Source organism: Amycolatopsis sp. MEPSY49 (assembly GCF_051337345.1).
Taxonomy (GTDB): Bacteria; Actinomycetota; Actinomycetes; order Mycobacteriales; family Pseudonocardiaceae; genus Amycolatopsis.
In genome coordinates this window covers 328,334-352,589 of sequence record NZ_JBDLYJ010000009.1, presented here as the reverse complement: position 1 = coordinate 352,589, position 24,256 = coordinate 328,334, and the positions used below count along the sequence as shown (strand labels likewise).

General features: G+C 73.3%; 26 protein-coding genes. 10 read left to right on the top strand and 16 right to left on the bottom strand.

Annotated elements, in window-relative coordinates; all coding sequences use genetic code 11:
- Positions 1-20 precede the first annotated feature (20 nt).
- Complete coding sequence (locus tag ABFJ78_RS34800; RefSeq protein WP_436391321.1) at positions 21-581, top strand: RDD family protein; 561 nt, start codon at positions 21-23, stop codon at positions 579-581.
- Here ABFJ78_RS34800 and ABFJ78_RS34795 read toward each other — a convergent pair.
- A complete protein-coding gene (locus ABFJ78_RS34795) occupies positions 462-1,106 on the bottom strand; it encodes a response regulator (RefSeq protein WP_436391319.1) in 645 nt (214 codons plus the stop codon). The genes ABFJ78_RS34800 and ABFJ78_RS34795 overlap by 120 nt on opposite strands.
- A gap of 23 nt (positions 1,107-1,129) precedes the next feature.
- Positions 1,130-2,305 carry a sensor histidine kinase gene (locus ABFJ78_RS34790; RefSeq protein WP_436391318.1) on the bottom strand — a complete coding sequence of 392 codons (1,176 nt, stop codon included), beginning with the start codon at positions 2,303-2,305 and terminating at the stop codon, positions 1,130-1,132.
- Positions 2,306-2,439: 134 nt separating this feature from the next.
- Between ABFJ78_RS34790 and ABFJ78_RS34785 the strand changes: the two genes are divergently transcribed.
- Positions 2,440-2,889, top strand: coding sequence for a hypothetical protein (locus ABFJ78_RS34785; RefSeq protein WP_436391316.1), 450 nt, complete (start codon positions 2,440-2,442; stop codon positions 2,887-2,889).
- On the opposite strand, the gene ABFJ78_RS34780 is transcribed toward ABFJ78_RS34785, so the two are convergent.
- On the bottom strand, positions 2,873-3,874 hold the full coding sequence (locus ABFJ78_RS34780) for a LacI family DNA-binding transcriptional regulator (protein ID WP_436391314.1): 1,002 nt from the start codon (positions 3,872-3,874) through the stop codon (positions 2,873-2,875). The two genes, ABFJ78_RS34785 and ABFJ78_RS34780, sit on opposite strands and share 17 nt — an antisense overlap.
- A gap of 83 nt (positions 3,875-3,957) precedes the next feature.
- Between ABFJ78_RS34780 and ABFJ78_RS34775 the strand changes: the two genes are divergently transcribed.
- Both ABFJ78_RS34775 and ABFJ78_RS34770 read left to right on the top strand, forming a co-directional pair.
- Entirely contained in the window at positions 3,958-4,800 is an 843-nt protein-coding gene (locus ABFJ78_RS34775) for a phytanoyl-CoA dioxygenase family protein (protein ID WP_436391312.1), read from the top strand.
- Between the two features lie 41 nt (positions 4,801-4,841).
- Entirely contained in the window at positions 4,842-4,982 is a 141-nt protein-coding gene (locus tag ABFJ78_RS34770) for a hypothetical protein (RefSeq protein ID WP_167379510.1), read from the top strand.
- A 4-nt stretch (positions 4,983-4,986) separates the two neighbouring features.
- On the opposite strand, the gene ABFJ78_RS34765 is transcribed toward ABFJ78_RS34770, so the two are convergent.
- The 5 genes from ABFJ78_RS34765 to ABFJ78_RS34745 all read right to left on the bottom strand — a co-directional run bounded on the left by ABFJ78_RS34765 (position 4,987) and on the right by ABFJ78_RS34745 (position 10,527).
- Complete coding sequence (locus tag ABFJ78_RS34765; protein WP_364454198.1) at positions 4,987-5,379, bottom strand: hypothetical protein; 393 nt, start codon at positions 5,377-5,379, stop codon at positions 4,987-4,989.
- Positions 5,380-5,437: 58 nt separating this feature from the next.
- Positions 5,438-7,429, bottom strand: a complete 1,992-nt coding sequence (gene ligA / locus ABFJ78_RS34760; protein ID WP_436391310.1) for an NAD-dependent DNA ligase LigA — start codon at positions 7,427-7,429, stop codon at positions 5,438-5,440.
- Between the two features lie 36 nt (positions 7,430-7,465).
- Entirely contained in the window at positions 7,466-8,359 is an 894-nt protein-coding gene (locus ABFJ78_RS34755; protein WP_436391308.1) for an isocitrate lyase/PEP mutase family protein, read from the bottom strand.
- Between the two features lie 5 nt (positions 8,360-8,364).
- Positions 8,365-9,555, bottom strand: coding sequence for a sialidase family protein (locus tag ABFJ78_RS34750; RefSeq protein WP_436391306.1), 1,191 nt, complete (start codon positions 9,553-9,555; stop codon positions 8,365-8,367).
- A gap of 525 nt (positions 9,556-10,080) precedes the next feature.
- Entirely contained in the window at positions 10,081-10,527 is a 447-nt protein-coding gene (locus ABFJ78_RS34745; protein WP_436391304.1) for a hypothetical protein, read from the bottom strand.
- Between ABFJ78_RS34745 and ABFJ78_RS34740 the strand changes: the two genes are divergently transcribed.
- From ABFJ78_RS34740 to ABFJ78_RS34730, 3 genes are all read left to right on the top strand, one after another.
- Positions 10,526-11,407: an FkbM family methyltransferase gene (locus tag ABFJ78_RS34740; RefSeq protein WP_436391302.1), complete on the top strand. Its 882-nt coding sequence runs from the start codon at positions 10,526-10,528 to the stop codon at positions 11,405-11,407. The two genes, ABFJ78_RS34745 and ABFJ78_RS34740, sit on opposite strands and share 2 nt — an antisense overlap.
- Positions 11,408-11,450: 43 nt before the next feature.
- Complete coding sequence (locus tag ABFJ78_RS34735) at positions 11,451-12,320, top strand: TIGR03619 family F420-dependent LLM class oxidoreductase (protein ID WP_436391300.1); 870 nt, start codon at positions 11,451-11,453, stop codon at positions 12,318-12,320.
- A 119-nt stretch (positions 12,321-12,439) separates the two neighbouring features.
- Positions 12,440-16,123, top strand: coding sequence for a CARDB domain-containing protein (locus tag ABFJ78_RS34730; RefSeq protein ID WP_436391298.1), 3,684 nt, complete (start codon positions 12,440-12,442; stop codon positions 16,121-16,123).
- 62 nt (positions 16,124-16,185) lie between these two features.
- On the opposite strand, the gene ABFJ78_RS34725 is transcribed toward ABFJ78_RS34730, so the two are convergent.
- Entirely contained in the window at positions 16,186-16,425 is a 240-nt protein-coding gene (locus ABFJ78_RS34725) for a hypothetical protein (protein WP_436391296.1), read from the bottom strand.
- A gap of 221 nt (positions 16,426-16,646) precedes the next feature.
- Here ABFJ78_RS34725 and ABFJ78_RS34720 point away from each other — a divergent pair, with 221 nt between their 5' ends.
- Complete coding sequence (locus tag ABFJ78_RS34720) at positions 16,647-17,027, top strand: ATP-binding protein (RefSeq protein ID WP_436391294.1); 381 nt, start codon at positions 16,647-16,649, stop codon at positions 17,025-17,027.
- A 6-nt stretch (positions 17,028-17,033) separates the two neighbouring features.
- On the opposite strand, the gene ABFJ78_RS34715 is transcribed toward ABFJ78_RS34720, so the two are convergent.
- The 6 genes from ABFJ78_RS34715 to ABFJ78_RS34690 form a co-directional block, all read right to left on the bottom strand.
- Positions 17,034-18,215 (bottom strand): PP2C family protein-serine/threonine phosphatase, encoded by a 1,182-nt coding sequence (locus tag ABFJ78_RS34715; RefSeq protein ID WP_436391292.1) that lies wholly within the window; start codon positions 18,213-18,215, stop codon positions 17,034-17,036.
- Complete coding sequence (locus ABFJ78_RS34710; RefSeq protein ID WP_436391290.1) at positions 18,215-19,204, bottom strand: ATP-binding protein; 990 nt, start codon at positions 19,202-19,204, stop codon at positions 18,215-18,217. The genes ABFJ78_RS34715 and ABFJ78_RS34710 overlap by 1 nt, the downstream gene beginning before the upstream one ends.
- Positions 19,201-19,626, bottom strand: coding sequence for an ATP-binding protein (locus ABFJ78_RS34705; RefSeq protein ID WP_436391288.1), 426 nt, complete (start codon positions 19,624-19,626; stop codon positions 19,201-19,203). The genes ABFJ78_RS34710 and ABFJ78_RS34705 overlap by 4 nt, the downstream gene beginning before the upstream one ends.
- A complete protein-coding gene (locus tag ABFJ78_RS34700; RefSeq protein ID WP_436391286.1) occupies positions 19,616-19,999 on the bottom strand; it encodes an STAS domain-containing protein in 384 nt (127 codons plus the stop codon). Before ABFJ78_RS34700 ends, ABFJ78_RS34705 begins: the two co-directional genes overlap by 11 nt.
- Positions 19,996-20,859, bottom strand: coding sequence for an STAS domain-containing protein (locus ABFJ78_RS34695; protein ID WP_436391284.1), 864 nt, complete (start codon positions 20,857-20,859; stop codon positions 19,996-19,998). Before ABFJ78_RS34695 ends, ABFJ78_RS34700 begins: the two co-directional genes overlap by 4 nt.
- A 93-nt stretch (positions 20,860-20,952) precedes the next feature.
- On the bottom strand, positions 20,953-21,423 hold the full coding sequence (locus ABFJ78_RS34690; protein WP_436391282.1) for a MarR family transcriptional regulator: 471 nt from the start codon (positions 21,421-21,423) through the stop codon (positions 20,953-20,955).
- Positions 21,424-21,552: 129 nt separating this feature from the next.
- On the opposite strand from ABFJ78_RS34690, the gene ABFJ78_RS34685 reads away from it, so the two are divergent.
- Positions 21,553-22,764, top strand: coding sequence for a PP2C family protein-serine/threonine phosphatase (locus tag ABFJ78_RS34685; RefSeq protein ID WP_436391281.1), 1,212 nt, complete (start codon positions 21,553-21,555; stop codon positions 22,762-22,764).
- A gap of 118 nt (positions 22,765-22,882) precedes the next feature.
- Positions 22,883-23,140: a hypothetical protein gene (locus tag ABFJ78_RS34680; RefSeq protein ID WP_436391279.1), complete on the top strand. Its 258-nt coding sequence runs from the start codon at positions 22,883-22,885 to the stop codon at positions 23,138-23,140.
- 227 nt (positions 23,141-23,367) lie between these two features.
- On the opposite strand, the gene ABFJ78_RS34675 is transcribed toward ABFJ78_RS34680, so the two are convergent.
- A complete protein-coding gene (locus ABFJ78_RS34675; RefSeq protein ID WP_436391277.1) occupies positions 23,368-24,240 on the bottom strand; it encodes a S1 family peptidase in 873 nt (290 codons plus the stop codon).
- Between the last annotated feature and the right edge of the window lie 16 nt (positions 24,241-24,256).

The following is a 24,256-nucleotide window of genomic DNA, read 5'->3' as shown; positions in this document are numbered from 1 at the left end:
GGGATCGGGATCATGGGCTGATGACCCGTCCGGGAATCGGCGTCGTCGGCCGCCGCCTGGTGCAGTTCCTGCTCGACGAACTGCTCGTCTTCCTGCCGATGCTGCTGCTCGCGATCGCCGTGGTCTGGCTGTTCCACCCGAACGGCCCGGGCCTGCTGACGTTCCTGAAGGTCGTCCTCTACACGATGCTGGTGCTGGACTTCCTCGGTCTGATGTTCGTCAACGTGTGGTGGCCCTACCGCCACGGCGGGCAGACCCCGGCGATGCGCTGGCTGCGCCTGCGGATCCGGACCCTCGACGGCGGCCACCCGACGCTCGGCGCGTTCTTCGTCCGCGACCTGCTGATGGTGGTCGACGGCTTCGCGTGGGGGCTCGCCGGCATCGTGGTGATGCTGGTGTCGCGCCGGCGGCAGCGGTTCGGCGACATCGTGGCGCGCACCGTCGTCGAACGCGTCCCGAAGTCAGTGGACCAGGCCGCTTTCCCACGCCCAGATGGCGATTTCGGTGCGGTTGCGGGCCCCCAGCTTGCGTTTGACGGCGCCGATGTGGGTCTTGACCGTGGGCAGCGAAACCACGAGTGAGCGGCAGATCTCGTCGTTCGTCGCCCCGCGCGCCACGGCCTGCACGACGTCCAGTTCCCGGGGCGTGAGCGGGGTTTCGGGCGCGGGCCGGGACGTGCCGCGCGTGAAGTGCGCGAGCAGCCGGGTCGTGATCGCGGGGGAGACGAGCGCCTCGCCGTGGGCGGCCGCGTGCACGGCTTCGACGAGCAGATTCGGCCCGGCGTCCTTGAGCAGGAACCCGCAGGCGCCGGCGCGCAGGGCCGCGTGCACGTTCTCGTCGAGCCCGAACGTCGTCACCATCACCACGTGCAGCGGGTCCGGGACGTCCGGGCCGGCGAGCAGCTCCGTCGCGCGCAGCCCGTCGACGCCGGGCATCCGGATGTCCATCAGCGTGACGTCGGGGCGCAGCTCGCGGGCCAGCCGCACGGCCTGGTCGCCGTCGGCGGCCTCGCCGACGACCTCGATGTCCGGCTCGCCTTCGAGGATCAGCCGGAACCCCGCGCGGACCATCGCCTGGTCGTCGGCGATCAGCACTCGCGTCGGCAACCCGCTCTCCCCTCCCGCGGCGGTCAGCCCGGCCGCAGCGGCAGCCGCGCGACCACGCGCCAGCGCCGGCCCGCCGCCGGTCCCGCGTGCACCGTACCGCCCACCGCCGCGACCCGTTCCGCCATCCCGAGCAAGCCGTAGCCGCCCCGGCGGGCGGGCCGGGCGGCACCGTCGTTGACCACCTCGACGCGCAGTTCGCCGGGCGGCTCGTGGTGGACGAGCACCCGGACCTCGGCGGCGTCGGGCGCGTGCCGCCGGACGTTGGTGAGCGACTCGGTGAGCAGCCGGTGCGCGGTGGTCACGACCTCCGGGGCGACGGCGAGCTCACCGAGGTCCGGGCTGACGTCGAGGTGGATCCGGTCGTCGTCGGGCACCGCGCGGTCCACGGCGGTGGCGAGGTCGGCGGGCGGCACGAACAGGTCTTCGTCGCCGGTTCGCAGCGCGCCGACCAGCCGGCGCATCGCGGAAAGCGCCGTGGCGCCCGCGGTTTCGAGCTCGGCGAACGTCGCGGTGTCGCCGCCGGTGCGCTCGGCGACCCGGTGCGCGGCCTGGACGCGCACGACGATGCCGGTGATCTGGTGCGCCACCAGGTCGTGCAGCTCGCGGGCCAGCCGGAGCCGTTCGGCGGAGCGGAGTTCGAGGACGTCGACGCGGTGGCGGACGTCGGCGTCGCGCAGCACCAGGCCGCCGGCCAGCGCGCCGCCCCAGACCACCGCGGCGCCGGCGGCGTAGAGCGCGGCGGGGGAGCCGGTGCCGTAGCGCAGGATCGGGGCGAGCGTCGCCGCGCATCCGCCGAGCACGGCCTGGACGGCGGCCGCCCGCGGCGGGAGCCGGTGGCACGCGGCGCCGACCACCAGCGCGATCGCGAGGGTCTCGGCCGCGCCCGGCTGCGGCGCGAGCCGCGTGCCCGCGACGGCCAGCGCCGCCGCGATCCCCGAGCCCAGCAGCGAAAGCCCGGAGACGGCGGTGGCCAGCCCGGCGATGTGACCGGGGAACCGGCGGCGCAGCACGGCCAGCACCGCGACGACCGGGCCGGCGCCCGGCGCGAACTCGATCGCGACGGTGGTGAGCCCACCCTGGCCCGGCACGGCCCGGGCGGCGAAGACCATGTCGAGCACCACCAGGACGCCGAGCACGACCGCCTCGGCCACCAGCGGGCCGCGGCGGCCGGTCCACGGGATCCGGCTCGCGGAGGTCATCTGCCCGATGGTGCCGCACCCGGCGCCCCGGCGCTCCGCTCGCGCCCGGAGTTCGTACCTGGGTACGAGACGGCGGCGGAATCTCGTACCGCCGGTTGATCGATCGCCCGGGCGTTCCGGCGAGGCTGGGGAGCATGAACCGATTCGAGATGCGGGAGGACCGAGCGGTGGCCGACACCCGGCCCGGGAAGATCGAGGGGCTGCCGGGCTGGTACTTCGTGCTCGTCGGGCTGCTGGTCGCGTCCAACGACTTCAGCCTGCAGTTCAGCGACCGGTACCACTGGGTCGTCTTCCTGCCGATCGCGCTCGTCGCGGTGCACCTGACGCTGTGGTTCACGCTGCTGTCGCGGCGCCGCAAGTACCTGCGCGCGGTCTGGCGCAGCAAGCAGGCCCTGGTCCTCGTCGCCGTGCTCTTCACGCTGCGGCTGGGGCTCCAGTTCGGGCTGACCAAGCTCACCGACAGCGCCGCGCCGCTGCACAGCTACACGCACCTGATCCTCGGCCTCGTGATGCTCGTCGTCACCACGGCCGGGGCCTGGTTCGACCAGTGGCTGATCCTGCGGGTGGTCAACCGGGAGGCGTGACGCTGGTTCCGCGCACCAGGAGCCGGTGCGGGGCGACGATCGAGCGCGGCGGCCCGGGTTCGGCGGCCAAGCGGTCCAAGGCCAGCTCGGCGATGCGGTCCTTGTCCGGCGACACCGTCGTCAGGGCCGGGACGCTGAACCGGCCGTCCTCGATGTCGTCGAACCCCACCAGCGCCAGGTCTTCCGGCACGGCCACCCCGCGGTCGGCGGCCGCGCGCAGCGCGCCCAGGGCGAGTTCGTCGGTGAAGCAGAAGACGGCGTCGGGCGGCTCGGCCCGGTCGAGCAGCTCCAGCATCGCGCGGTGCCCGTCCGCGCGGTGCAGACGCCGGACGGGCACCGCCAGGTCCGGGTCGGCGGCCACGCCGGCTTCGGCGAGCGCCTGGTGGTATCCGGCGAGCCGCTGCCGGGCCGTCGCGTTGAGGGAGCGCGGCTGGATGCCCAGCGCGGCGATGCGCCGCCGCCCGGTGGCCAGGAGGTGCCTGGTGGCCTCGCGCGCGGCGGCGACGTTGTCGATCGCGACGTGGTCGACGCCGGCCGCGCCGTCGTGCTCGCCGAGCAGCACCAGCGGGACGGTGTCGGTGCGGGCGGCCAGCTCCGCGGGCGCCACCGCCCACGGGCTGAACAGGACGCCGTCGACGAGCTGGCTGCGCTGACCGTGCAGCAGCTGCTTTTCCCGCTCCGCGTCCCCGTCGGTCTGGTCGATGAGGACGGTCAGGCCGCGGCGTTCGGCGATCCGGACGGTCCGCGCGGCCAGCTCGGCGAAGTACGGCGAGTCGATTTCCGGGACGACCAGGGCCACCAGCCCGGTCCGGCCGCGCCGCAGCGTCCGGGCGGCCATGTTCGGCCGGTAGCCCAGCGCGTCGATGCTCGCCTGCACGCGCTCGCGGGTCGCCGGGGCCACGTAGCGGAAGCCGTTGACCACGTTGGACACGGTCCGCACCGACACCCCGGCGTGTTCGGCCACGTCCCGCAGTTTCGGGTTCACGCCCGCAGCGTACCTCTTGCAACGTGGCATGCCACGTTGCAAACTGAAGTCGCCACGCCGACGTGACGCCTTTGGAGGTCCTCATGACCACGAACCTGACTTCGCCGTTGACCGCTGCCGACGTCGAGTCCCTGACCGGCCGGCTGTACGAGGACGGCATCATCGGCCTGCCCCAGGCCTTCCCCCGCGAGTGGGTGGCCCGGCTCGGCGAAGACATCGACACGGCGTTCGCCGAGGCCCGCGCCCGGCCGGACGGCGCCGTCGGCCGCGGCCCGAACCGCTTCTACGTCGAGATCCACCCCGAGCAGCTGCGCGGCTTCGCCGACCTGGCCGCGCACCCGTGGATCACCGCGGTCGCCGAGTCCGTGCTGGGGCCGGACTACCGGATCGTCGAGGTCGGGTTCGACGTCCCGCTCGCCGGCGCGGTCGACCAGCCGTGGCACCGCGACTTCCCGATGCCGGAGGAAACGGCCCGGCACCGCCGGCTGAACTCGCTCGCCGTCAACGTGACCGCCGTCGACACCGAGCCGGACATGGGCCCGTTCGAGATCGCGCCCGGCACGCACTGGGACGACGGAACCGCGTTCGACCACGGCATGTTCCCGCCGCGCGAGGCGTACCCGCGCTACCGCGAGCTGGCCGTCCGCAAGTTCCCGCGGATGGGGGACATCTCGATCCGCTCGGCGCTGACCGTGCACCGCGGCACCGCGAACCACTCGGCGAAGTCGCGCCCGGTCCTGGTGCTCGGCCTCGACGCGCCGGGCGCGGGCAACGACGAGCGCCACGACACCGCCGTGACGCGCGAATACTGGGCGTCCCTGCCCGACTCCGTGCGCGCGCACCTGCACTGCCCGATCGTCGACACCCTCACGCCGATCACCCAGAAGCACACGATCGAGGGTCTGGTGATGGGCGAAGATTCCTGAACCGGATGTTTGCCGTCCCCGGCCCGGGGCACCAGAAAGCCATGACTGAAGCAGGGATCACCGAAGTGTCGGGCCGGGCCGGGGTCGTCGCGGGGCTGCGCCGCGTGCTGCTGGCGTTCGGAGTGGGGGGTGCGCTCGCGTGCCTCGCCTGGATGGCGCTGTGGCTGGCGATGCACGTGTAGGGAACTAAAACTCGTCCGACGCGGTCAGCTCGTGCTCCAGCGAGTCCGCCCGGGCGACGACCGACTTCAGCGGCCGCTCGAACTCGTGCTCGATGCTGAGGTCCTCCAGCGGCACGGTGTGCTTGAGCAGCGCCACGCCGTCCACGACCGCGGCGCCGCCGACGGCCGAGTTGCCGGCCAGTTCGAGCAGCCGGCGCAGGTCGATCTTGTCGGCCCAGCCGACCGGTGAGGAGATTTCCACCCACGAGCCGCCGTGCAGTTCCTCCACGTGGTGCGCGGTCACCTGCTGCGTGCGGCCGTCCGGGCCCTCCAAACGAAACCTGAGCCAGCCGTCGGTGTCCTCCAGGACCTCGTACCGCGTCCGAACGTAGTTGATCACATCGGTCCAGGTGGTCACCCGCTCCGCCTCTCCCTCGAGCCTGCTGCGCGGTCGCAGCATCTCATGAGCCCCTCCCTCAGATGATCCCGGCTTCGATGAGCTGCGGCCAGATTTCGCTCTGGTCGGCCACGGTGACGCCGTGCTTCTCGGCCTTCGTCAGTTTCGCGGCGCCGACGTCGGCACCGGTGATGAGCAGATCGGTGCTCGCCGAGACCGACGACGCGATGGTCGCGCCCGCCTTTTCGCACAGCCGCTGGAACGTCGGCCTGGGCACCTTCTCCCCGGACCGAGGGTCGCTGATCGAGCCGGTGACGACCACCGTCTTGCCCGCCAGGGGAGCGCCGGCCGCGACGACCGGCGGCAGGTCCTCCTCGCGGACGTCGAGCGAAACGCCGCGCTCGCGCAGCCGTTCGAGTTCGGGCTTGAGCCGCGTGAGGTGCTCGATCAGCGACGCGGCTACCTTGGGCCCGATGTCCTCGACGGCCACCAGCCCGTCGACTCCGGCGTCGAGGACGTCTTCGAGGGAGCCGAACCCGGCCCGGCACAGGCGGGCGGCGGTCCCTTCCGAGGCCATCGGGATGGCGAGTCCGATCAGCGCGCGGCGCAGCCCGACCGACCGGCTGCCGTCGATCGACTCGATCATGCGGGTGGCCGAGACCTCGCCGATGCGGTCGAACTCCAGCAGCCGCTCTTTCGTCAGCCGGTAGAAGTCGGACGGGTGTTCGAGGTCGCCGGATTCGGCCAGCCGCTCGATCCACACGCCACCGATCGCGTCGATGTCCGCCGCGGCCCGCGACGCCCAGTGGATCAGCCGCCGCACGGTCTGCGCGGGGCAGGCGACGTTGGTGCAGAACAGTTCCCGGCTGTTGCCCTGCTCGGTGAGCGGCTGCCCGCACGACGGGCACGCGCTCGGCGGCACGATCTCCCGCTCCGCGCCGGTGCGCTTCGACGCGTCGAGCACGCCGGCCACGAACGGGATGACGTCCCCGGCGCGGCGCACGAGCACGGTGTCGCCGATCTTGATCCCGCGCGCCTTGATGACCTCCTGGTTGGCCAAGGTCGCGCGGGTGACGGTGGTGCCGCCGACGAACACCGGCTCCAGCCACGCGACCGGGGCGATCTTGCCGGTCTTGCCGACGTCCCAGCGGACATCAACGAGCACGGTGGTCTTCTCCTCGGCGGCGAACTTGAAGGCGAGCGCGCCGCGCGGCGAGCTCGACCGGGTGCCGGCCGCCGCGTAGGCGTCCCGGTCGGCCAGGCGCAGGACGGCGCCGTCGAGGTCGTAGTCCAGTTCGTTGCGCCGCTGCTCGATCTCGCCGATCACCTCCTGCGCGGCCGCCGCGTCGGCGCACCGGCGCATGTCGGCCGCGGTGAAGCCGAGCGTCTGCAGCGCGCCGCCCAGGTCGGTGTCCGCGCTGTCGGGGTCGGTGTAGAGGTCGAAGGCGAAGAACCGCAGCCGCCGCTCGGCGACGGTGACCGGGTCCTTGGCCCGCAGCGTGCCGGCGGCGGCGTTGCGCGGGTTGATCAGCGGCTTGTCCGGGTGCGCCTCGTTGTAGGCGGCGAAGGTGGAGCGCAGCATGACGGCCTCGCCGCGCACCTCGACCCGGCCGGGGGCGTCGAGCCGCTCCGGGATGCCGTCGGTCAGCGCCCGGACCAGCACCGTGACGTCGTCGCCGGTCGTGCCGTCCCCGCGGGTGACGGCCCGCTGCAGCCGGCCCTCCTCGTAGACGACGGCGAGCGACAGGCCGTCGAGCTTCGGCATGACGACGACCGGCTGGCCGGGGAAGCGGTCGAAGAACGCCTCGACCTGCTCGGGTTTGGTGGCTTTTTCCAGGGAGAGCATCGGCCGCGAGTGCCGGATCGGCGCGTGCAGCACGGCGGGCGCGCCCACCTGGTCGAGCGGGTTCGGGTCCGGCGTCAGCTCCGGGTTCGCCTCGACGAGCCCCCGCAGCTCGTCCTCGACCGCGTCGTACTCGGCGTCCGCCACGACGGGCGAACCCCGGTAGTACGCGTCGCGGAGGACCACGATGCGATCGGCGAGTTCCTGAATGCGTTCCCGTGCTTCCACGGACAGGACATTACCGGGCAGCACCGACAAAAACGCTCAGCCGTCGCCGAAGCGGCCGCCGATCTCCTCGATCTCCGGCAGGCCCACCAGGTTCGCGAAGCCGGTCAGCCCGGGCAGGTCGCGGACCGCCCCGGCCGGGGTGCCGTCGGCGGCGATCCGGCCGAGGACCGCGCGCATCGCCTCGGTGGCCGCGAGCAGTGTCGAGATCGGACAGATCACCAGCCGGAACCCCAGCTCCCGCAGGCGGTCCCGGCCCAGCGGCGGCGTCTTGCCGCCCTCGGCCCAGTTGAACAGCAGCGGCACATCGCGGAAGACGTCCGCCACCCGTTCGATCTCCGCTTCGGACTGCAGCGCCTCGACGAACAGCATGTCCGCGCCCGCGTCCCGGTAGCGGCGGGCCCGGTCGATCGCCGCGTCGAGGCCCTCCACCGCGCGGGCGTCCGTACGGGCGATCAGCAGGAAGTCCGGGTCGTGCCGGGCGGCGACGGCGGCCCGGACCCGGTCGGCCATCGTTTCCGCCGGGATCACGCGTTTGCCTTCGAGGTGGCCGCAGCGCTTAGGCGCCACCTGGTCCTCGAGGTGGATCGCCGCGACGCCGGCGGCTTCGTACTCGCGGACCGTGCGGATGACGTTCAGCGCGTTGCCGTAACCGGTGTCCGCGTCGGCGATCACCGGCACCTCCACGGCCTGCCGGAGCCGGCCCGCCGCCTGCACCATCTCCGTCATGGTGAGCAGGCCGACGTCGGGCCGGCCGAGCAGCGACGCTGTCGTGCCGAAGCCGGTCATGTAGACGGCCGGGAACCCGGCGGCCTCGACCAGCCGGGCGCTGAGCGCGTCGAACGCGCCCGGTGCCACGACCGGCTCGTCGCCGGCCAGCAGCTCGCGCAGCCGTGCCGGTCCCGGAACGCGCGGAGCCAGCAGATCGGCCACGGCGATCACCTCCTGGCGGGGGCGTTCCCGAGCTGTCCCGGGGCCAACCGCACCCGCTCGAACACGATCTTCTCGTACGGGCCCGCCGTGCCCGTCTCGTACAGGACGCCGAGCGTGGCGGGGTCGGCCTGGACCAGGTCGGAGTAGGCGGCCGGCCCGCTGGTGAGCGTGGGGCCCGCGCGCCACGTGCGCCCGCGGTCGGTGCTCAGCCGCAGCTGCAGGACCGCGCGCGTGGCGGGGTCGGCCGGGCCCGAGTACACGAGCAGCCACGGGACGGTCGTCTGCAGGACGCTGCCCTCGACCTTCGGCCCGGACAGCGCCGGCTGCACCTGGTACGGCCGGACGAGCGTCTTCCCGCCGTCGGCGCTGTAGCCATCGACGCGGTGTTCGGCGGCGGAGCCCTGGTTGCGGCTGGAGAAGTAGAGGGTGCCGTCGGGCAGTTCGGTCGCCGTGGTCTCGTTCGCGGCGACGACGCCGTCGGTGCGGTCGTCAGTGAAGCCGATGTGCCAGGTGCGGCCGTCGTCGTCGCTGTAGAGGTCGTGGCCGCCGTAGTACTTCGCTTCGGTGCCGACGTCGGCCGAGCCGGCGGCCGGGGAGCCGGAGTGGTTGGCGGGCACGACGATCCGGCCCGCGTGCGGGCCGTGGCGCAGCAGGGTGGCGTGCCCGGGGCCGGTGGCGTACCACCGCCAGCCGGGCAGCTTCGCGTCGGCGGTGATGTCCTGAGCTTTGCTCCACGTGCGGCCGTTGTCGCGGCTGCGCAGCACGAAGACGCGGCGGGTGTCCTGCGCGGAGGCCTGCCCGGACATGATCTGCTTCTCCGACACGAGTCCGTTGTGGACGGTCAGCAGGACGAGGTCGCCGTCCCGGGCGAGCACCGGCGTCGGGTTGCCGGCGGTGGCGTCGCCGTTGCTGTCGACGACGGAGAGCGGTCCCCAGCTGCAGCCGCCGTCGCGCGAGGTGCGGGAGACGGTCTGGATGGCGCCGGAGTCCCCGGCGGAGTCGCGCCGCCCTTCGGCGAAGGCGACCAGCGCGCCGTTCGCGGCCCGGACGACCGCGGGGATGCGGAAGGTGTCGTAGCCCTCGGTGCCGGAGGTGAAGGGCACCGAGGAAGAGCAGCCGGGAGCGGCGGTGGCGGCGGGGGTGAAGGGCAGGCCCATGGTGGCGGCGGCCAGCAGGATCGTGCCGAGTCTGCGCATCGGGGACACCGGGTTCGACCTCCTCGTCGAGGTAGGACATGGGATGTCTGACGTCCTATGTCCGGAGAACTTAGGCAGGCGGTGCGCGATCGTCAAGGGTTGCGTGGCGCGCCGGGTCGGTTACCGGTGACGAGCCTGGCTTGGCCGGCCGCGGTTGCGCCCCGGACTCGGCTGTCGGGAGGGGCGGGGTGGCTGTCGGCGCCGACCGGGCTCGGGTGGCTCAGCTGCTCGGGCCGGGGAGGCCCGACCGGCGGCTGCGGGGGTGCCGCCCGCCTCGACTGGCCCAGCCAGCCGGCCCAGCCAGTCGGCCGAGGCGGCCTAGCCGGCCGGCCCAGCCAGCCAGTCAGCCGAGCCGGCCGAGGCGAAGGGCTCCTCGGCTACTGCCGCCGCGCCGCGCAGTGGCGGCGGTGAATCCGGCGCGGCCGACCATGGCCGCGCGTCGGAGCCGGGCGGGTGGGTCGCCCGAAAGGCCGGGCGGGCTCGGCCGCTCAGGCCGCCGGCGAGAACCGGCCGATCGCCGCGTTCCTACCGCCGGCGGGCTCCGCACGGGCCGAAGTATCGGCACTCGACCAGTGCGCGCACGTCGTGCGCCCGCGCGAGGGGCTCCAGCTCGTCCACCATCGCCGTGAGCGTCACGAGGTCCACGTGGCCCGTCCCGGTCAGCGGGAACAGCCGCTCCCGCGTGTCGTGCTTCGGGCACCCGCTGCCGCGCAGGTTGCCCGCCGGAAGCACGCCGAACACCACTTCGCCCTCGTCGCCGAACGTGAAGTAGCACTGCAGGACCATCGGCGTCGTGTCGCCGACCTCGTTGGTGCGCCGGCCGCCGAAGCTGGCCGGGTACGACCAGCCCGCCGTCGCGTCGTCCAGGAACTTCACGTCGGCCGGGCCGGTGTCGCCGTCGAGCCGCCAGCCCCGGGCCAGCAGGTGGTCGTGCACCTCGAGCTGGCGGGCGATGAGCAGCGTCGCGGTCATGCCCTCCAGTGTGGCCCACGCCGCCGTCCACGATCGGGTGACCTACCGATGGGGCTGGTTCGCGGCGCCCGGGACTGATAAGCCTCTGCGCGTGACGATGGACCTGCACAGCATCAACCCGTGGGAAGTGTCGTTCCTGCGCGAAGAGGTCGGCGGTTACTTCGCCAACGGCGTCGAGCTCGCGCCCGGCGCGACCGTCCTGGACGTCGGGGCCAACGTCGGCGTCTTCTCCGCCGCCGTCTACGAACGGCTGGGCGGTGACGTGCGCATCTACGCGTTCGAACCGCTGCCGCCGCTGTTCGAGAAGCTGGCGCGCAACGCCGAGGACTTCTTCGCGGGTCACCTGAAAGCGCTGCCCTTCGGGCTCTCGGCCAGCGAGGACGAGCTCGACTTCAGCTACTTCCCGGGCGCGACGATCTTCTCGTCGTCGTGGCGCGACGAGGGCAACGTCGAGGCCGAGCGCCGCCGGGTCACGGCCAGCATCGTCGAGATGATCCGCCGGGGCGGCCTCGGCCCGGCGGCCCGCCGGGTGCCGGCGCCCGTCCTGCGCGGGCTCGTCGGCCGCAAGCTGCGGGTGATGCGGGAGCTGGAGACGCACCGCGTCCGCGTACGGCCGCTGTCGCCGGTGCTCGACGAGGAGGGCATCGACCGCGTCGACCTGCTGAAGGTCGACGTCGAGGGCGCCGAGCTGGAAGTCCTGCGGGGCATCGAAGACCGCCACTGGCCGCTCATCCGCCAAGCGGTCGTCGAGGTGGAACGGTGGTCGGCCAACCGGGACCGCGTCCAAGACGTGTTCGCCACGCGCGGCTTCGCGGTCGAGGCGGTGCAGGACCCGGTCCAGCGGGCGGCCGACATCGGAATGGTGTTCGCGCTGCGGTAAGCGGTTGCCTTGACGCGGGCGGCACTGTTTAGCGTCGCCCTCCGTGAAGTTCGGAATCAGCTACAGCACCCCGCACCTCGGCGTCGACCCCGCCGCGCTTCTGCGCGTCGCAAAAGACGCCGAAGAACTCGGTTTCGAGTCGCTCTACCTCCCGGAACACATCGCCCTGCAACCCGGCACGACGATCGGGACGATGGCGTTGGACCCGACGCTGCCCTACGGTGATCCGCTCGAGTGCCTGTCCTTCGTCGCCGCCGGGACACGGCGGATCCTGCTCGGCACCGGCGTCCTGCTGCTGCCGTACCACCACCCGGTCGTGCTGGCCAAAAGGCTGGCGACCCTCGACCTGCTGTCCGGCGGGCGCCTGCGGCTGCTCACCGTCGGTGTCGGCGCGCTGCCCGGAGAGGCCGCCGCGGCCGGGGTCGACTTCGCGACCCGGGGCCGCCGGGCCGACGAGGCGATCGACGTCCTGCGGCTGCTCTGGGAGGGCGACGAGACCGGCGTCAGCCACGACGGCGAGTTCTTCCGCTTCGACGACGTCTGCAGCTTCCCCAAGCCGACCGGCCGGCTGCCGATCCACGTCGGCGGCTCGAGCCCGGCCGCCGCGCGCCGGGCCGGGCGGCGCGGCGACGGCTACTTCCCGGGCGGCCGGCTCACCCCGGACGAGCGCCGCCGTCAGCTCGACCTCGCGCGGGCGTCCGCGGCTGACGCCGGCCGCGACCCGGATGCCTTGCAATACACGCGATGGGGCTCGCTCGGAATGTCCGAAGTGGACGTCGAGCACCTCGCGAACGAGGGCGTGACCAGGCTCGTCGTGAGCCCGACGACCGCCGACCCGGTCGCCCAGCGCGAGGAGCTGGCGGCGTTCGCCGAGCGGTTCGCCCTGGTTCGTCCGGTTGGGCCAGGCGAGTGACGACCATGGAGTCGTAAATTTTCTGATCGGTGTCAAGTTCTTGCGTGACGGCGCTCACTTGTTGCATGCTCGGGTGGCTCTGAGTCCCCTCCCCGCCGTCTCGAAGAAGAGAAGACGCCATGACTCGAACGCGCCTGTCCCGGCTCGTCGCCGGATTCCTCGCCATGGGGCTGTCCGCCGCCGGGCTCTCCCTCGCCTCCGCGGCGAGCGCGCCACCAGGCCCGGAAGCCCAGCCCGCCGCGCTCGCCGACGTGCCCCTGACCAGGACGGTGTCGGCGAGCAGCGCGCTGCCCGGCTACCCCGTCGCCAACGCCGTCGACGGGAACCAGGCCACCTACTGGGAGTCCGCGAACAACGCGTTCCCGCAGTGGATCCAGGCCGACCTCGGCTCCGTCAAGACGCTCTCGCGGATCGTGCTGAAACTGCCCGCCACGTGGGAATCCCGCACCGAGACCCTCGCCGTGCGCGGCAGCACCGACGGCACGGCGTTCACCGACCTCGCCGCCGCCACCGGGTACGCCTTCGCGGCCGGCACCGGCACTGTGACGATCCCGGTGACCGCCTCGACCCGGTACGTCCGGCTGAACGTCACCGCGAACACCCGGTGGCCCGCGGCCCAGCTCTCGGAGTTCGAGCTGTACGGGCCGGACTCGGGCGACACGCAGGCGCCGACCGCGCCCGCGAACCTCGTGCTCACCGAGCCGGGTGCCGGCCAGGTCAAGCTCGGCTGGTCCGCCTCGACCGACGACGTCGGCGTCACCGGCTACACCGTCTACCGCGAGGGCACGCCCGTCACCACGGTCACCGGCACCGACTTCACCGAGACGCGGCCCGCCGGCACGCGCGTCGAATACTTCGTGCGGGCCAAGGACGCCGCCGGGCACGAGTCCGCCGACAGCAACCACGTCGTGCGCCAAGGCACCCAGGCCGGCCAGAACCTCGCGGCGGGCAAGCCGATCGAAGCCTCCTCGAGCGTCTTCTCCTTCGTCGCCGCCAATGCGAACGACGGCAACACCGGCACCTATTGGGAAGCTTCCGGTCAGCCGGGCACGCTGACCGTCAAGCTCGGTGCCGACGCCGACCTCGACCAGGTCGTCGTGAAGCTCAACCCGGACCCGGTCTGGGGCGCGCGGACGCAGGCCTTCGAGGTCCTCGGCCGCGACCAGGGCGCCACGGCGTTCACCACCCTCGAGGCCGGCGCCGACTACCGCTTCGACCCGGCGGCCAACCAGAACACCGTGACCATCCCCGTCAGCGGGCGGGCGGCCGACGTCCGGCTCCGGTTCACCGCCAACTCCGGCGCGCCCGGCGGGCAGGTTGCGGAGTTCCAGGTGTTCGGCACGCCGGCGCCGAACCCGGACCTGGTAGTCACGGGCACGACATGGACCCCGGCCACCCCGACGGAGACCAGCCAGGTCGCGGTCTCGGCGACCGTGAAGAACGCGGGCACCGCGGCCGCGGCCGCCACGACCGCCACCGTCAGCCTTGGCGGGACGGTCGTCGGCACCGCGGCCGTCGGCGCCCTCGCCGCCGGCGCGTCGACGACGGTGACGGTGAACGCCGGCACCCGCCCGCAGGGCACCTACAGCGTGTCCGCCACGGCCGACCCCACCAACACGGTGGTCGAGCAGGACGACACCAACAACACGTTCACCTCGCCGACGCCGCTGGTGATCGCCCAGGCGCCGGGCCCGGACCTCGAGGTCACCGGCATCACGTCCAACCCGGCGAACCCGGCGGCGGGCGCGGCGGTGTCGTTCACGGTCGCGGTGCACAACCGCGGCACCAGCGGCTCCGGCACGTCGGTGACCCGGCTGACCGCCGGCGCCACCACCCTGACCGGCGCGACGGGCGCGATCGCGGCCGGCGCCACGGCGACCGTCGCCATCTCCGGCACGTGGACGGCCACCAACGGCGGTGCCACCCTCACCGCGACCGCCGACGCGACGAACACGGTCGCGGAGACCAACGAGTCCAACAACGAGCTCTCGCGGGCGATCGTGGTGGGTCGCGGCGCGGCCGTGCCGTACACCGAGTACGAAGCGGAATCCGCGCAGTACCAAGGACAGCTGCTGCAGGCCGACGCGCTGCGCACGTTCGGGCACACGAACTTCGCGACCGAGTCCTCGGGCCGCCAGTCCGTCCGGCTCGCGAGCCAGGGCCAGTACGTGGAGGTCACCTCCGCGAACCAGGCGAACTCGATCGTCGTGCGCAACTCGGTCCCCGACGCCGCGGGCGGTGGCGGCCAGGACTACACGCTCAGCCTGTACGTCAACGGGACCTTCGCGCAGAAGCTGACGCTGTCGTCGAAGCACAGCTGGCTCTACGGCACCACCGACGACCCCGAAGGCCTGACGAACACGCCGCAGGGCGACGCCCGGCGGCTGTTCGACGAGTCGCACGCGCTGCTGTCCCAGTCCTACCCGCCGGGCACGAAGTTCAAGCTGCAGCGGGACAACGGCGACAACGCGGCGTACTACGTGATCGACCTGGTCGACCTGGAACAGGTGGCCCCGGCGCTGCCGAAACCGGCCGAATGCACGTCCATCACCGAGTACGGCGCCGTGTCCGGCGACGGCGTCGACGACGCCCCGGCGATCCAGCGCGCGGTCACCGACGACCAGAACGGCAGGATCGCCTGCGTCTGGATCCCGGAAGGACAGTGGCGTCAGGAAGCCAAGATCCTGACCGACGACCCGACCGTGCCCAACGGCGGCGGCCAGTACAACCAGGTCGGCATCTCGAACGTGACGATCCGCGGCGCCGGCATGTGGCGGTCGCAGCTGTACTCGCTGATCCAGCCGCAGGACGCCGGCACGATCAACCACCCGCACGAAGGCAACTTCGGCTTCGACATCGACAAGAACGTGCAGATCTCGGACATCGCGATCTTCGGTTCCGGCCGCATCCGCGGCGGGGACGGCAACGCCGAGGGCGGCGTCGGGCTCAACGGCCGGTTCGGCACCGGTACGAAGATCTCGAACCTGTGGATCGAGCACGCGAACGTCGGTGTGTGGGTCGGCCGCGACTACAGCAACAAACCCGAGCTGTGGGGCCCGGCCGACGGTCTCGAGTTCAGCGGCATGCGGATCCGCGACACCTACGCCGACGGCATCAACTTCACCAACGGCACGCGCAACTCCAAGGTGTTCAACTCGTCCTTCCGCACCACCGGCGACGACTCGCTCGCGGTGTGGGCCAACCAGTACGTGAAGGACCCGTCGGTGGACATCGCGCACGACAACGCGTTCACCAACAACACGATCCAGCTTCCCTGGCGTGCCAACGGTCTCGCGATCTACGGCGGGTACGGGAACCGGATCGAGAACAACCTGGTGTCCGACACGATGAACTACCCGGGCATCATGCTGGCGACCGACCACGACCCGCTGCCGTTCTCCGGGCAGACGACGATCGCGAACAACGCCCTCTACCGCTGCGGCGGCGTCTTCTGGGGCGAGCAGCAGAAGTTCGGCGCGGTCACGTTCTTCGCGCAGGGCAAGGACATCCCGGGGGTGACGCTGCGGGACACCGAGATCCACGACTCGACCTACGACGGCATCCAGTTCAAGACCGGCGGCGGCGTGGTGACCGCGGCCATCGGAGGTGTCATCGTCGACAAGTCGAACAACGGGGCCGGGATCCTCGCGATGAGCGGCGCCCGCGGCAGCGCGACGCTGACGAACGTGCGGATCACCGGCTCGGCGAAGGGTGACGTCGTCGTCGAGCCGGGGTCGCAGTTCGTGATCGCGGGAGCTCCTGTCCCGGCGGTGGTCGCGACGGGCCGCCGCGGGGCCAGGTAGGGGACCGGGTGCCGGGGCGACCCGGCACCCGGCCTGTCATGCGGGGTCTCGACGGCTCGGGCTCACGCGTCGCTGGGGGAGCGGCTCCACACCAGCGCCGCGTGCCAGGCGGCGATCAACGCTTCGTCGTCGGCGTAGCTCGGGCAGGTCCCGACCGGGACCCACGCCTGCTCCACGGGTTCGCCGTCCTCGACCCGCAGCACGGTCACCCCGGCGTATTCCACCACTTCGCGCCCGTGCCCGGCGGGGACCGAAACCGCGCGGGTGCCCAGCCGCAGCCGCACCTGCCGTTCGCCCGTCATCGACCCCGCTTTCCCCTTGGCATTCTCCACGGTGGTGTCGCGCACCGGCCGGGATCTGTAACAGCCCGGCGCCCCCGGCTGCGGTGAACGGCCGGAACGGCCCGCTCAGTGGCGGCCGGCCGACGAACCGATGCGTCCGTTCGTGCTAATTCCCGTGTGAGGGCGCCGCGGATCGGCTATCCGGTTCGAGGGGGGATCGTTCTGGGGGAGGTGCCGAAGACGTGACGCGGGAAAGCTTCGAGTTCGAGGCCGAGCCGGCGCAGATCAGGCTGGTGCGGTCCTGGGTGCGCGAGCGGCTGGCCGCGGGGAACATCCCGGCCGAGGTCGCGGCGGACATCGTGCTGATCACCGGCGAGCTGGCGACCAACGCGGTCCGCCACGCCGCCGGGCCCCTGCGGGCGCTGCTGATCTGCGCCGACGCCGCGGTCTGGATCGGCGTGGAGGACGCCGGCGGGTCGGCGTGGTTCGACCCGGTGGCCCCGGACGCGGCGCCGGCGGGGACCGGGCTCACCCTGGTCGCCGCGTGTTCCGGCCGGCGCGGGCTCTTCCACCGCGACGACGGCGGGAAGACGGTGTGGGCGGAGATCCCGCTCGCGTCCTGAACGGGGTCAGCTCCGGCGCAGGGCGATGGCCACCGTGTCGTCGGCGTAGGTGACGACGTCGTGCATCCGGGTCACCAGCTCGCGGGGCAGGACCGCGGCCGGGCGGGTGCGGAGGTCGCGGGCCAGCGGCAGCAGCCGGGCCTGGCCTTCGTCGAAGTTCTTGCGGCTTTCCACGAGACCGTCGGTGTAGAGCAGCAGCGTGTCGCCCGGCGCGAGCGTGGCCTCGGCCAGCCGCGGGCTGCCGGGGGCGGGGAAGCCGATCCCGCGGCCGACGACGGGTGAGGGCAGCAGCCGCGCGTCGCCCGCCGCCGTGACCAGCAGCGGCTCCGGGTGGCTGCCGTTCGCGAGCCGCGTGCGGCCGGTCGCCGGGTCGACGCGGGCGAGCAGCACCGTGGCCATCAGCCCGGGCTCGATCGCGGCGAGCGTGCGGGCGGCGTGCGCGATCAGGTCCGCGAAGGGGTGGCCTTCCAGGGCGAGCGTCCGGATCGCGTGGGTGACCGTCAGGGCGTGCCGGGTCGAGGTGACGCCGTGGCCGACCGCGTCGACGAGCGTCACGTGCAGGTCGCCGCCGGGCAGGACGAACCAGTCGTAGAGGTCGCCGCCGGTGGGGGAGTCCTGGTCGGTCGGGGAGTAGTGGACGGCCAGCTCCAGGCCCGGCACCACCGGGGGCGGCGGGCGGAGGGCGTCCTCCAGCTCGCGGAAGATGCGCGCGTGCGCGTGCCGCAGCTCCTCGTCGCGTTGTTCGAGGTCGACGTACATCGCGAGCACGCCGCTGTTGGTCTCGGCGAGCTCGTGCTTGAGGTCCCGCTGCTCCTGGGCGAGCGTGTCGGCGCGGGCGATCAACGCGAGCATCTCCGCCCGCGTCGCCGGCCCTTCTTCGAAGTCGTCGGGAACCGCGGGCCGGCCGCCGGTGAGGTGCCAGGTGAGGGTGCCGTCGGCGCCGGCTTCCGGGAGCAGCGGGAGTTCGTTGCGCCGGCGCTGGCTCACGGCGTGGGCGAGCCGGACGGTGACGGCGAGCCGGTGGCCGTCGGCCGTCGTGGTCACGTCGACGGCTTCTCCCGCGGCGAAAGCGGCTTCGGCGAGCAGTGTCACGGCGAGCACGAGACGCGCGCGATCGTCGGCGGGGACGCCGGCCTCGCCGCAGGCGGTGCGCAGCCGCCGCCGGAGCCGGAGGAGGTCGCCGGGCATCAGCCGGGGCGGACCGGGTCGAGGGCGAGCAGGGCGGCGTCGTCGCGCGGGTTGCGGTAGCGGTGGGCGACGTCCGCGGCGAACAGCAGCACGTCCGCCGGCCGCCCGGGACCGCGCCAGCCGCTGCCGACGCCGTCGGTGTGCAGCACGACGGCCTCGTCGCCGGCCAGCGTGAGCTGCCGGACCGGGGCCGCCGGCAGCGAGAACCCGACGATGCCGGGCGTGCTGAGCAGCAGCCGCGACGCGCCGCCGACGGTCGCGCCGCTGACGTTGCCGACGCCGCAGAACTCGAGCCGGTGCGGCGCGACCCGCACCAGCGCGACCGCGGCGCCGCGGGTCGTGCGGAGCGCGCGATGCATGTTCGTCAGCTGGTGCGGCAGCGGCCGGTCCGGGTTCTCGGTGAACACGCGCATGGCGGCGTCCGCGGCCTCGGCGGCGTCCGGGCCGTGGCCGAGCCCGTCGGCGACGCACGCGGTGCGGCTGCCGGTCACCTCGGCCAGCGCGATGGCGTCGCCGCAGAACTCCTCGCCCTCGCGCGGCAGCCGGAAGTGCCCGGCCGAGCCCGAAAACGCCGGTCCGGCCGGGTCGAGGACGCGGGCGGCGGCGAGCGTCCCGGCCGCCGGCGAGGACGTGATCCGGAACCCGGTCGCCATCCGCTTCACCGCACCCAGGCCGGTGCCCAGCGTGGCGGTGGTCGTGTTGCCGTCGACCAGCCAGTGCTCGAGGTCGGCCATGCCCGGGCCGTCGTCGGCGGCCAGCACGTCGATGCCGCGCCCGGTCAGCGACCGCTGCACGAACACCGACCCGCCGCGGGTGTGCTTGTCGATGTTGCCGGCCAGCTCGGCGGCCACGACCGCGGCGCGTTCGGCGAGGACGTCGGGCAGGCCGGCGTCGTGCGCCGCTTCGCGCGCGACCCGGGCGGCGGCGTACGCGGCGCTCGGGTGGTCGACGCGGATCCGGTGGGTCGGCGCGGCGACGGTCGCGGTCACGGTTTCCAGCGCACGACGGTGACCGTGGTGCCGCGGCCGGGCGCGGTGTCGAGGTGGAAGTCGTCGACCAGGCGGCGGGTGCCGCCGAGGCCGTGGCCGAGCCCGGCGCCGGTGCTGAACCCGTCGGTCATCGCCTGCTCGACGTCGGCGATCCCCGGACCTTCGTCGCGCACCTCCAGCCGCAGCCCGACGCGGCCGCGGGCGTCGCCGACGACGCCGACGGTCATGGTGCCCCCGCCTCCGTGGAGGTAGGCGTTGCGGACGAGCTCGCTGGCCGCGGTGACGATCTTCGTCTGGTCGACGATCGAGAAGCCCGCGGCGACCGCGCCGGCCCGCACGGCGTGGCGGGCGGCGAGCAGGTCCTCCTCCACCCGCACCGGGTGGACGTCGTGCTCCTCGCCGATCCGCTCGTCAGGGCGCATGGGGCGCCTCTTCGGCGGGGCGGCGCCAGCCCAGCAGCTCCATGGCCTGCTCGGCGTCGAGCGCGGTCGTGACGCCGGTGAGCCGCAGCCCGAGCTCGGTCAGGGTCAGCGCGACGGCGGGACGTATGCCGGCCACGATCATCCGCGCGCCGAGCAGCCGCCCGGTGCCCGCCAGCTGCATGAGCACGCGGGCGACGAACGAGTCGACGATCTCCAGCCGGGAGATGTCGATGATGACGCCGCGGATGCCCTCGGCCGCGATCCGCTCGGTCAGCTCGTCGGTGAACGCCAGCGCGGTCTTGTCGTCGAGGTCGTTCGGCAGCCCGGTGAGCAGGATGTCGCCGAGCCGGAGGATCGGCAGGCCGGCGTTCACCCGGTCACCCCGTCCGAGCGGGTGCCCTCGTCGATGAGCCGGATCGCGGTGGCCAGCGCGTCGGCGAGCGAGCCGCGGGTGACGATGTGCGAGAGGTCGATGCCCAGCTGGGTGATGGTCTGCGCGATCGACGGGCGGATGCCGCTGACCACGCACTCGGCCCCCATCAGCCGGACCGCGCCGACGGTCTGCAGCAGGTGCTGCGCCACGGCGGTGTCGACGGTGGGGACGCCGGTGATGTCGATGATCGCGACCCGCGCCTGGTGGGCCTGGATCGCTTCCAGCAGGCTGGTCATCACGACCTGGGTGCGGGCGCTGTCGAGCGTGCCGATCAGCGGGACCGCGAGGACGTGGCGCCACAGCCGCAGGACCGGCGTCGACAGCTCGAGCACCTGGCTGTGCTGCTCGCGGATGATCCGTTCGCGGCCGCTCGCGTACACGGCGAACGTCAGCACGCCCGCGCTGTCGAGCAGCTCGTTGACCAGCAGCGCCGCCCGGTAGCGCAGCGCGGAGTCCTCGGTGTGGCGCTCGATCGAGCTCAGCATCGTCCGCTTCAGCGCGAGCATCGCCATCGCCGTGGCCGACGGCTCGGCGCCCACGCGCGCCCGGCGTTCCGACCACGACGTCAGCGCGTCGCGCACCGCCGGGTCCTGCTCGACGATCCGCGCCACCGGCAGCGTGCCGCCGACGGCGCCGCGCAGGGCTTCCAGCAGGCCGGTCGCCTCGCGCCGCAGCTCGGGACCGCTCTCCGGACCGGCGCCCGCCTGCTGCCCGGCCCAGTCGCGCACCAAGGTGGCCTGGTCCTCGGCCAGCATCCGCGCCAGCACTTCCCGGACCTGGCTTTCGTCCGTGCCCAGCACCGAACCCCTCCTCGACCCTCGGGGCGCGCGCTGCTGTACGCCGGATGACTGTTGTCATGCAACAACAATTATTCCGACTATACAACGAGGGGTTCAGGGCATCCCGGCGGACTCGCCGTCGGCGAGCGCGCGGTACTCGCGCAGCCCGGCGGCCAGCCCGGCCCGGCCCGCCGGGGTCATCTTCGCCAGCAGCGCCTCGACGTTCTCGCGGCGCCGGGCCCGCAGGTCCCGCAGGTAGGCGCGGCCGCGGTCGGACAGCCGCAGCGACAGCTCCCGCCTGCTGCGCGCGCTGGGCAGCCGTTCCAGGAAGCCCACCGCCTCGAGCCGGTCGCAGAGCCGGCTCACCAGCGGCGGCGTCGAATCCAGCTGTTCGGCCAGTTCCCGCAGGTTGACGCCGTCGTGGCGGTCCAGCGCGACGACCGCGCGTAGCTGCGCCACCGAGAGCGGCCGCGGCGACACGTCCCGCCCGCGCTCGAACACCGCCTCGAACAACTCGGCGAGGGTCGACTCGGCAGCCGCCCCGTCCGGGGCGGCCTGCTCGCGGGATCGATCCACGGCCTCCACTCTGGCATCTCTATGCTGAACCGGCAGCACGGCTCACGCGACTCGCCGTGGACCGGCCCGCCGGGACGGCGCTGACCCGTCCGGCCGGCGCCGGCGTGCGCACGGTGGACGGTGAGCAGGAGGCGGGCGTTGGACAGATCCCTGGCGGTGGAACGGCTCCTGCGTGACGTCCCGCCGCACGACCTGCCGGCCGCGCTGCGCTCGGCGCTGCGCGAGCACTTCGGCGCGCCGGCCGTCGAACTGCTGATGGCCGACTACGCGCTGACCGAGCTGTGCCGGGTCGGCCGGGAGCCCTACACCACCGAACCGATCCCGGTGACGGGCACGACACCGGGGGCCGCGTTCGTCGCGCAGGCGGCGACGTTCGACTCCGCGGGCGACGGCGTCACCGGGTACCTGCCGGTCAGCGTCCGCGGCGACCGGCTCGGCGTCCTCGCGGTGACCCTGCCGGCGGAGCCGGAGCCGTCCGTGTGGGCCGAGCTCGAGCGGTTCGCCGAGGCGGTGGCGCACGAGCTGTTCGTCGCCGACCGCGACACCGACCTCTACGTCCAGGCGCGGCGGTCGTCCCGGCTGACGCTGGCGGCGGAGATGCAGTGGCAGCTGCTGCCCGGCCGCGCCTGCACCCGCCCGGAGTTCGCGCTCGGCGGCCAGCTCGAACCGGCCTACGCCATCTACGGCGACTGCTTCGACTGGTCGGCGTCCGCGCGCAAGCTCGCCGTCACGCTGATCAACGGCATGGGGGAGGGCAGCGAAGCCGCGCTGCTGACCAACTTGGCGATCAACGCGCTGCGCAACGCCCGCCGCGCCGGGATCCCGCTCGACGCGCAGGCCGAACTGGCCGACCAGGCGGTCTACGCGCATTACCGCGGGGCCCAGCACGTGGCGGCGCTGCTGCTGGAGTTCGACCTCGCGACCGGCGCGGTGTCGGTGGTCGACGCCGGTTCCCCGCGGCTGTGGCGGCTGCGCGACGGCAAGGCCGAGCGCGTGTTCTTCGACGAGCAGCTCCCGCTGGGCACGTTCGACGGCACGCTCTACGAGTCCGAAGGCTTCCAGGCGACCGAAGGCGACCGGTACGTCTTCGTGAGCGACTGCGTGTACGACGCGCTCGGCCCGCACGGCGAGCACTACGGCGACCGCGAGCTGGCCGAAGCGGTCACGGCGACGGCCGACCTCCCGGCGGCGCACGTCCCGGGCGCGGTGCTGCGCGAGCTGTCCGGCCGCCGGCGCGGCGGCCAGGCCGAGGACGACTCGATGGTGGTGTGCCTCGACTGGTTCGGTCCGGTCCCGTCGCTCGGGGCGGCCCCGGCGGTGACGGTCCGCCGCGCCGAAGGGGCGCAGTAGGGCTTTCGGATTATCTCGCGCGGGGGCTTGAAAGAACCTGCGGTGGCTGCTATAGAAAATAGTGAAGCGCAGGACATGACCTGGTGATATCGCGAGACGATCCGGGGAGTGGAAGACGATGACCGTTCGTTCGGCAGGCGGGTTCGCCGACCTGGTGCTGGCGGACCCCGCGTGGCTCGAGGCGGAGTTCGAAGCCATCGTGGCCGCGAACTTCGGCCCGCCGCCGAAGCCGTCTCCGCCACCGCGCGCTTCGGGCCCGTCCCACCCGTCCGCCGGCCGCACCCGGTCGCGGCGGCCCCCGCGCGTCCGGGCCCGGGCCGGGAAGTGCCCGCGGCGGGAGCGTTCTCCGCCGGCCACAGTCGTCAGTTGCCGGTAACGAGCGGGAAAGGGGTGATGTGGTGACGGCACCGGGGCTTCCGGCGCAGGCCGCCTGCCCTGATCGCGGCCGGTGAGCGAGCACAGCCCGGCCCCGCGCCTCCAGGCGCACCTCCGCGGCGGCCACGTCCCGCGCCCGGTGCCGTCGAAATGCCAGTCACGACAACCGGTTCGACACGCAGTGTCTCCGCGCGGGGCACCGCGCCCCGCGCGGAGGACCGACGGCGGTCAGCCGGTCTGCTCACGGATCCAGTCCGCCACGACGTCGACCCGCGCGATCGTCTCCGCACCCGGGCCCGGGCACGGCGGCCCGGTGTTCACGATGGCCACCAGGGTCCCGCTGCGGTCGCCGTCGTCCGAAACGAAGAACGGGCCGCCCGAATCCTCCGGGCACGGGCCGTTGTCCACCGTGCGCGTGCCGATCGGCAGTGCCTCCAAAGTGGACTGCGCGATGCCGGAAACCCGGAACCGGCCGCGTTTGAGGTGGTCCGACGGGCCGAGCACGGTCGCCGAGTGCGAGCCCCAGCCCGCGAACTGCAGCTCCTCGCCGACCTTCGGCCGGGTCGAGGCCAGCGTCACCGGCGCGATGCCGGCCACGGGTGTGCTGAGCTTCGCCACCGCGAGGTCGTTGACCGGCGACTGGCGGACGTCGACGACCACGGCCGTGTGCCCGCCGGGGTCGGTGTCCTTGAGCCGCCCGATCGTCACGGTCATCGTGTACGGCGGCCGGCCGCCGATCCGGGCGTCCTTCAGGTCGTGGAAGCAGTGCCCGGCCGTGACGACCCACTGCGGCGCGACCAGCGAGCCGCTGCAGGCGCCGTCGCGCACGCCTCCACCGGGGACCGGGATGTCCGCGGACGTCAGCTTCGCGTTGAACGGCAGGATCGGCGCCGGCGCCGGGCTCGGTGGGGCGGGAGCCGGGCTGCGGCCCAGCGCGGTGGCGTCGGGCAGGTGGTGGCCGCCGGGGCCCGAGGCCAGCGCGGGTCCCCCGGCCGGCGTGCCGATGACGGCGCCCGCGCCCGCGATACCGGCCCCCACCAGCACCGCCAGGGTCACGGCCCGCGCGCGGAAGCGGCGCCGTCGATCCGAAGTCGTCCTCACACCTCTAATGCACGGA

Coding starts and splice junctions, on each gene's coding strand:
- ABFJ78_RS34800 (WP_436391321.1), top strand. CDS start 21: ATGACCCGTCCGGGAATCGGCGTCGTCGGCCGCCGCCTGGTGCAGTTC.
- ABFJ78_RS34790 (WP_436391318.1), bottom strand. CDS start 2,305: ATGACCTCCGCGAGCCGGATCCCGTGGACCGGCCGCCGCGGCCCGCTG.
- ABFJ78_RS34785 (WP_436391316.1), top strand. CDS start 2,440: ATGAACCGATTCGAGATGCGGGAGGACCGAGCGGTGGCCGACACCCGG.
- ABFJ78_RS34775 (WP_436391312.1), top strand. CDS start 3,958: ATGACCACGAACCTGACTTCGCCGTTGACCGCTGCCGACGTCGAGTCC.
- ABFJ78_RS34770 (WP_167379510.1), top strand. CDS start 4,842: ATGACTGAAGCAGGGATCACCGAAGTGTCGGGCCGGGCCGGGGTCGTC.
- ABFJ78_RS34750 (WP_436391306.1), bottom strand. CDS start 9,555: ATGCGCAGACTCGGCACGATCCTGCTGGCCGCCGCCACCATGGGCCTG.
- ABFJ78_RS34740 (WP_436391302.1), top strand. CDS start 10,526: ATGCCCTCCAGTGTGGCCCACGCCGCCGTCCACGATCGGGTGACCTAC.
- ABFJ78_RS34745 (WP_436391304.1), bottom strand. CDS start 10,527: ATGACCGCGACGCTGCTCATCGCCCGCCAGCTCGAGGTGCACGACCAC.
- ABFJ78_RS34730 (WP_436391298.1), top strand. CDS start 12,440: ATGACTCGAACGCGCCTGTCCCGGCTCGTCGCCGGATTCCTCGCCATG.
- ABFJ78_RS34725 (WP_436391296.1), bottom strand. CDS start 16,425: ATGACGGGCGAACGGCAGGTGCGGCTGCGGCTGGGCACCCGCGCGGTT.
- ABFJ78_RS34715 (WP_436391292.1), bottom strand. CDS start 18,215: ATGCCCGGCGACCTCCTCCGGCTCCGGCGGCGGCTGCGCACCGCCTGC.
- ABFJ78_RS34705 (WP_436391288.1), bottom strand. CDS start 19,626: ATGCGCCCTGACGAGCGGATCGGCGAGGAGCACGACGTCCACCCGGTG.
- ABFJ78_RS34680 (WP_436391279.1), top strand. CDS start 22,883: ATGACCGTTCGTTCGGCAGGCGGGTTCGCCGACCTGGTGCTGGCGGAC.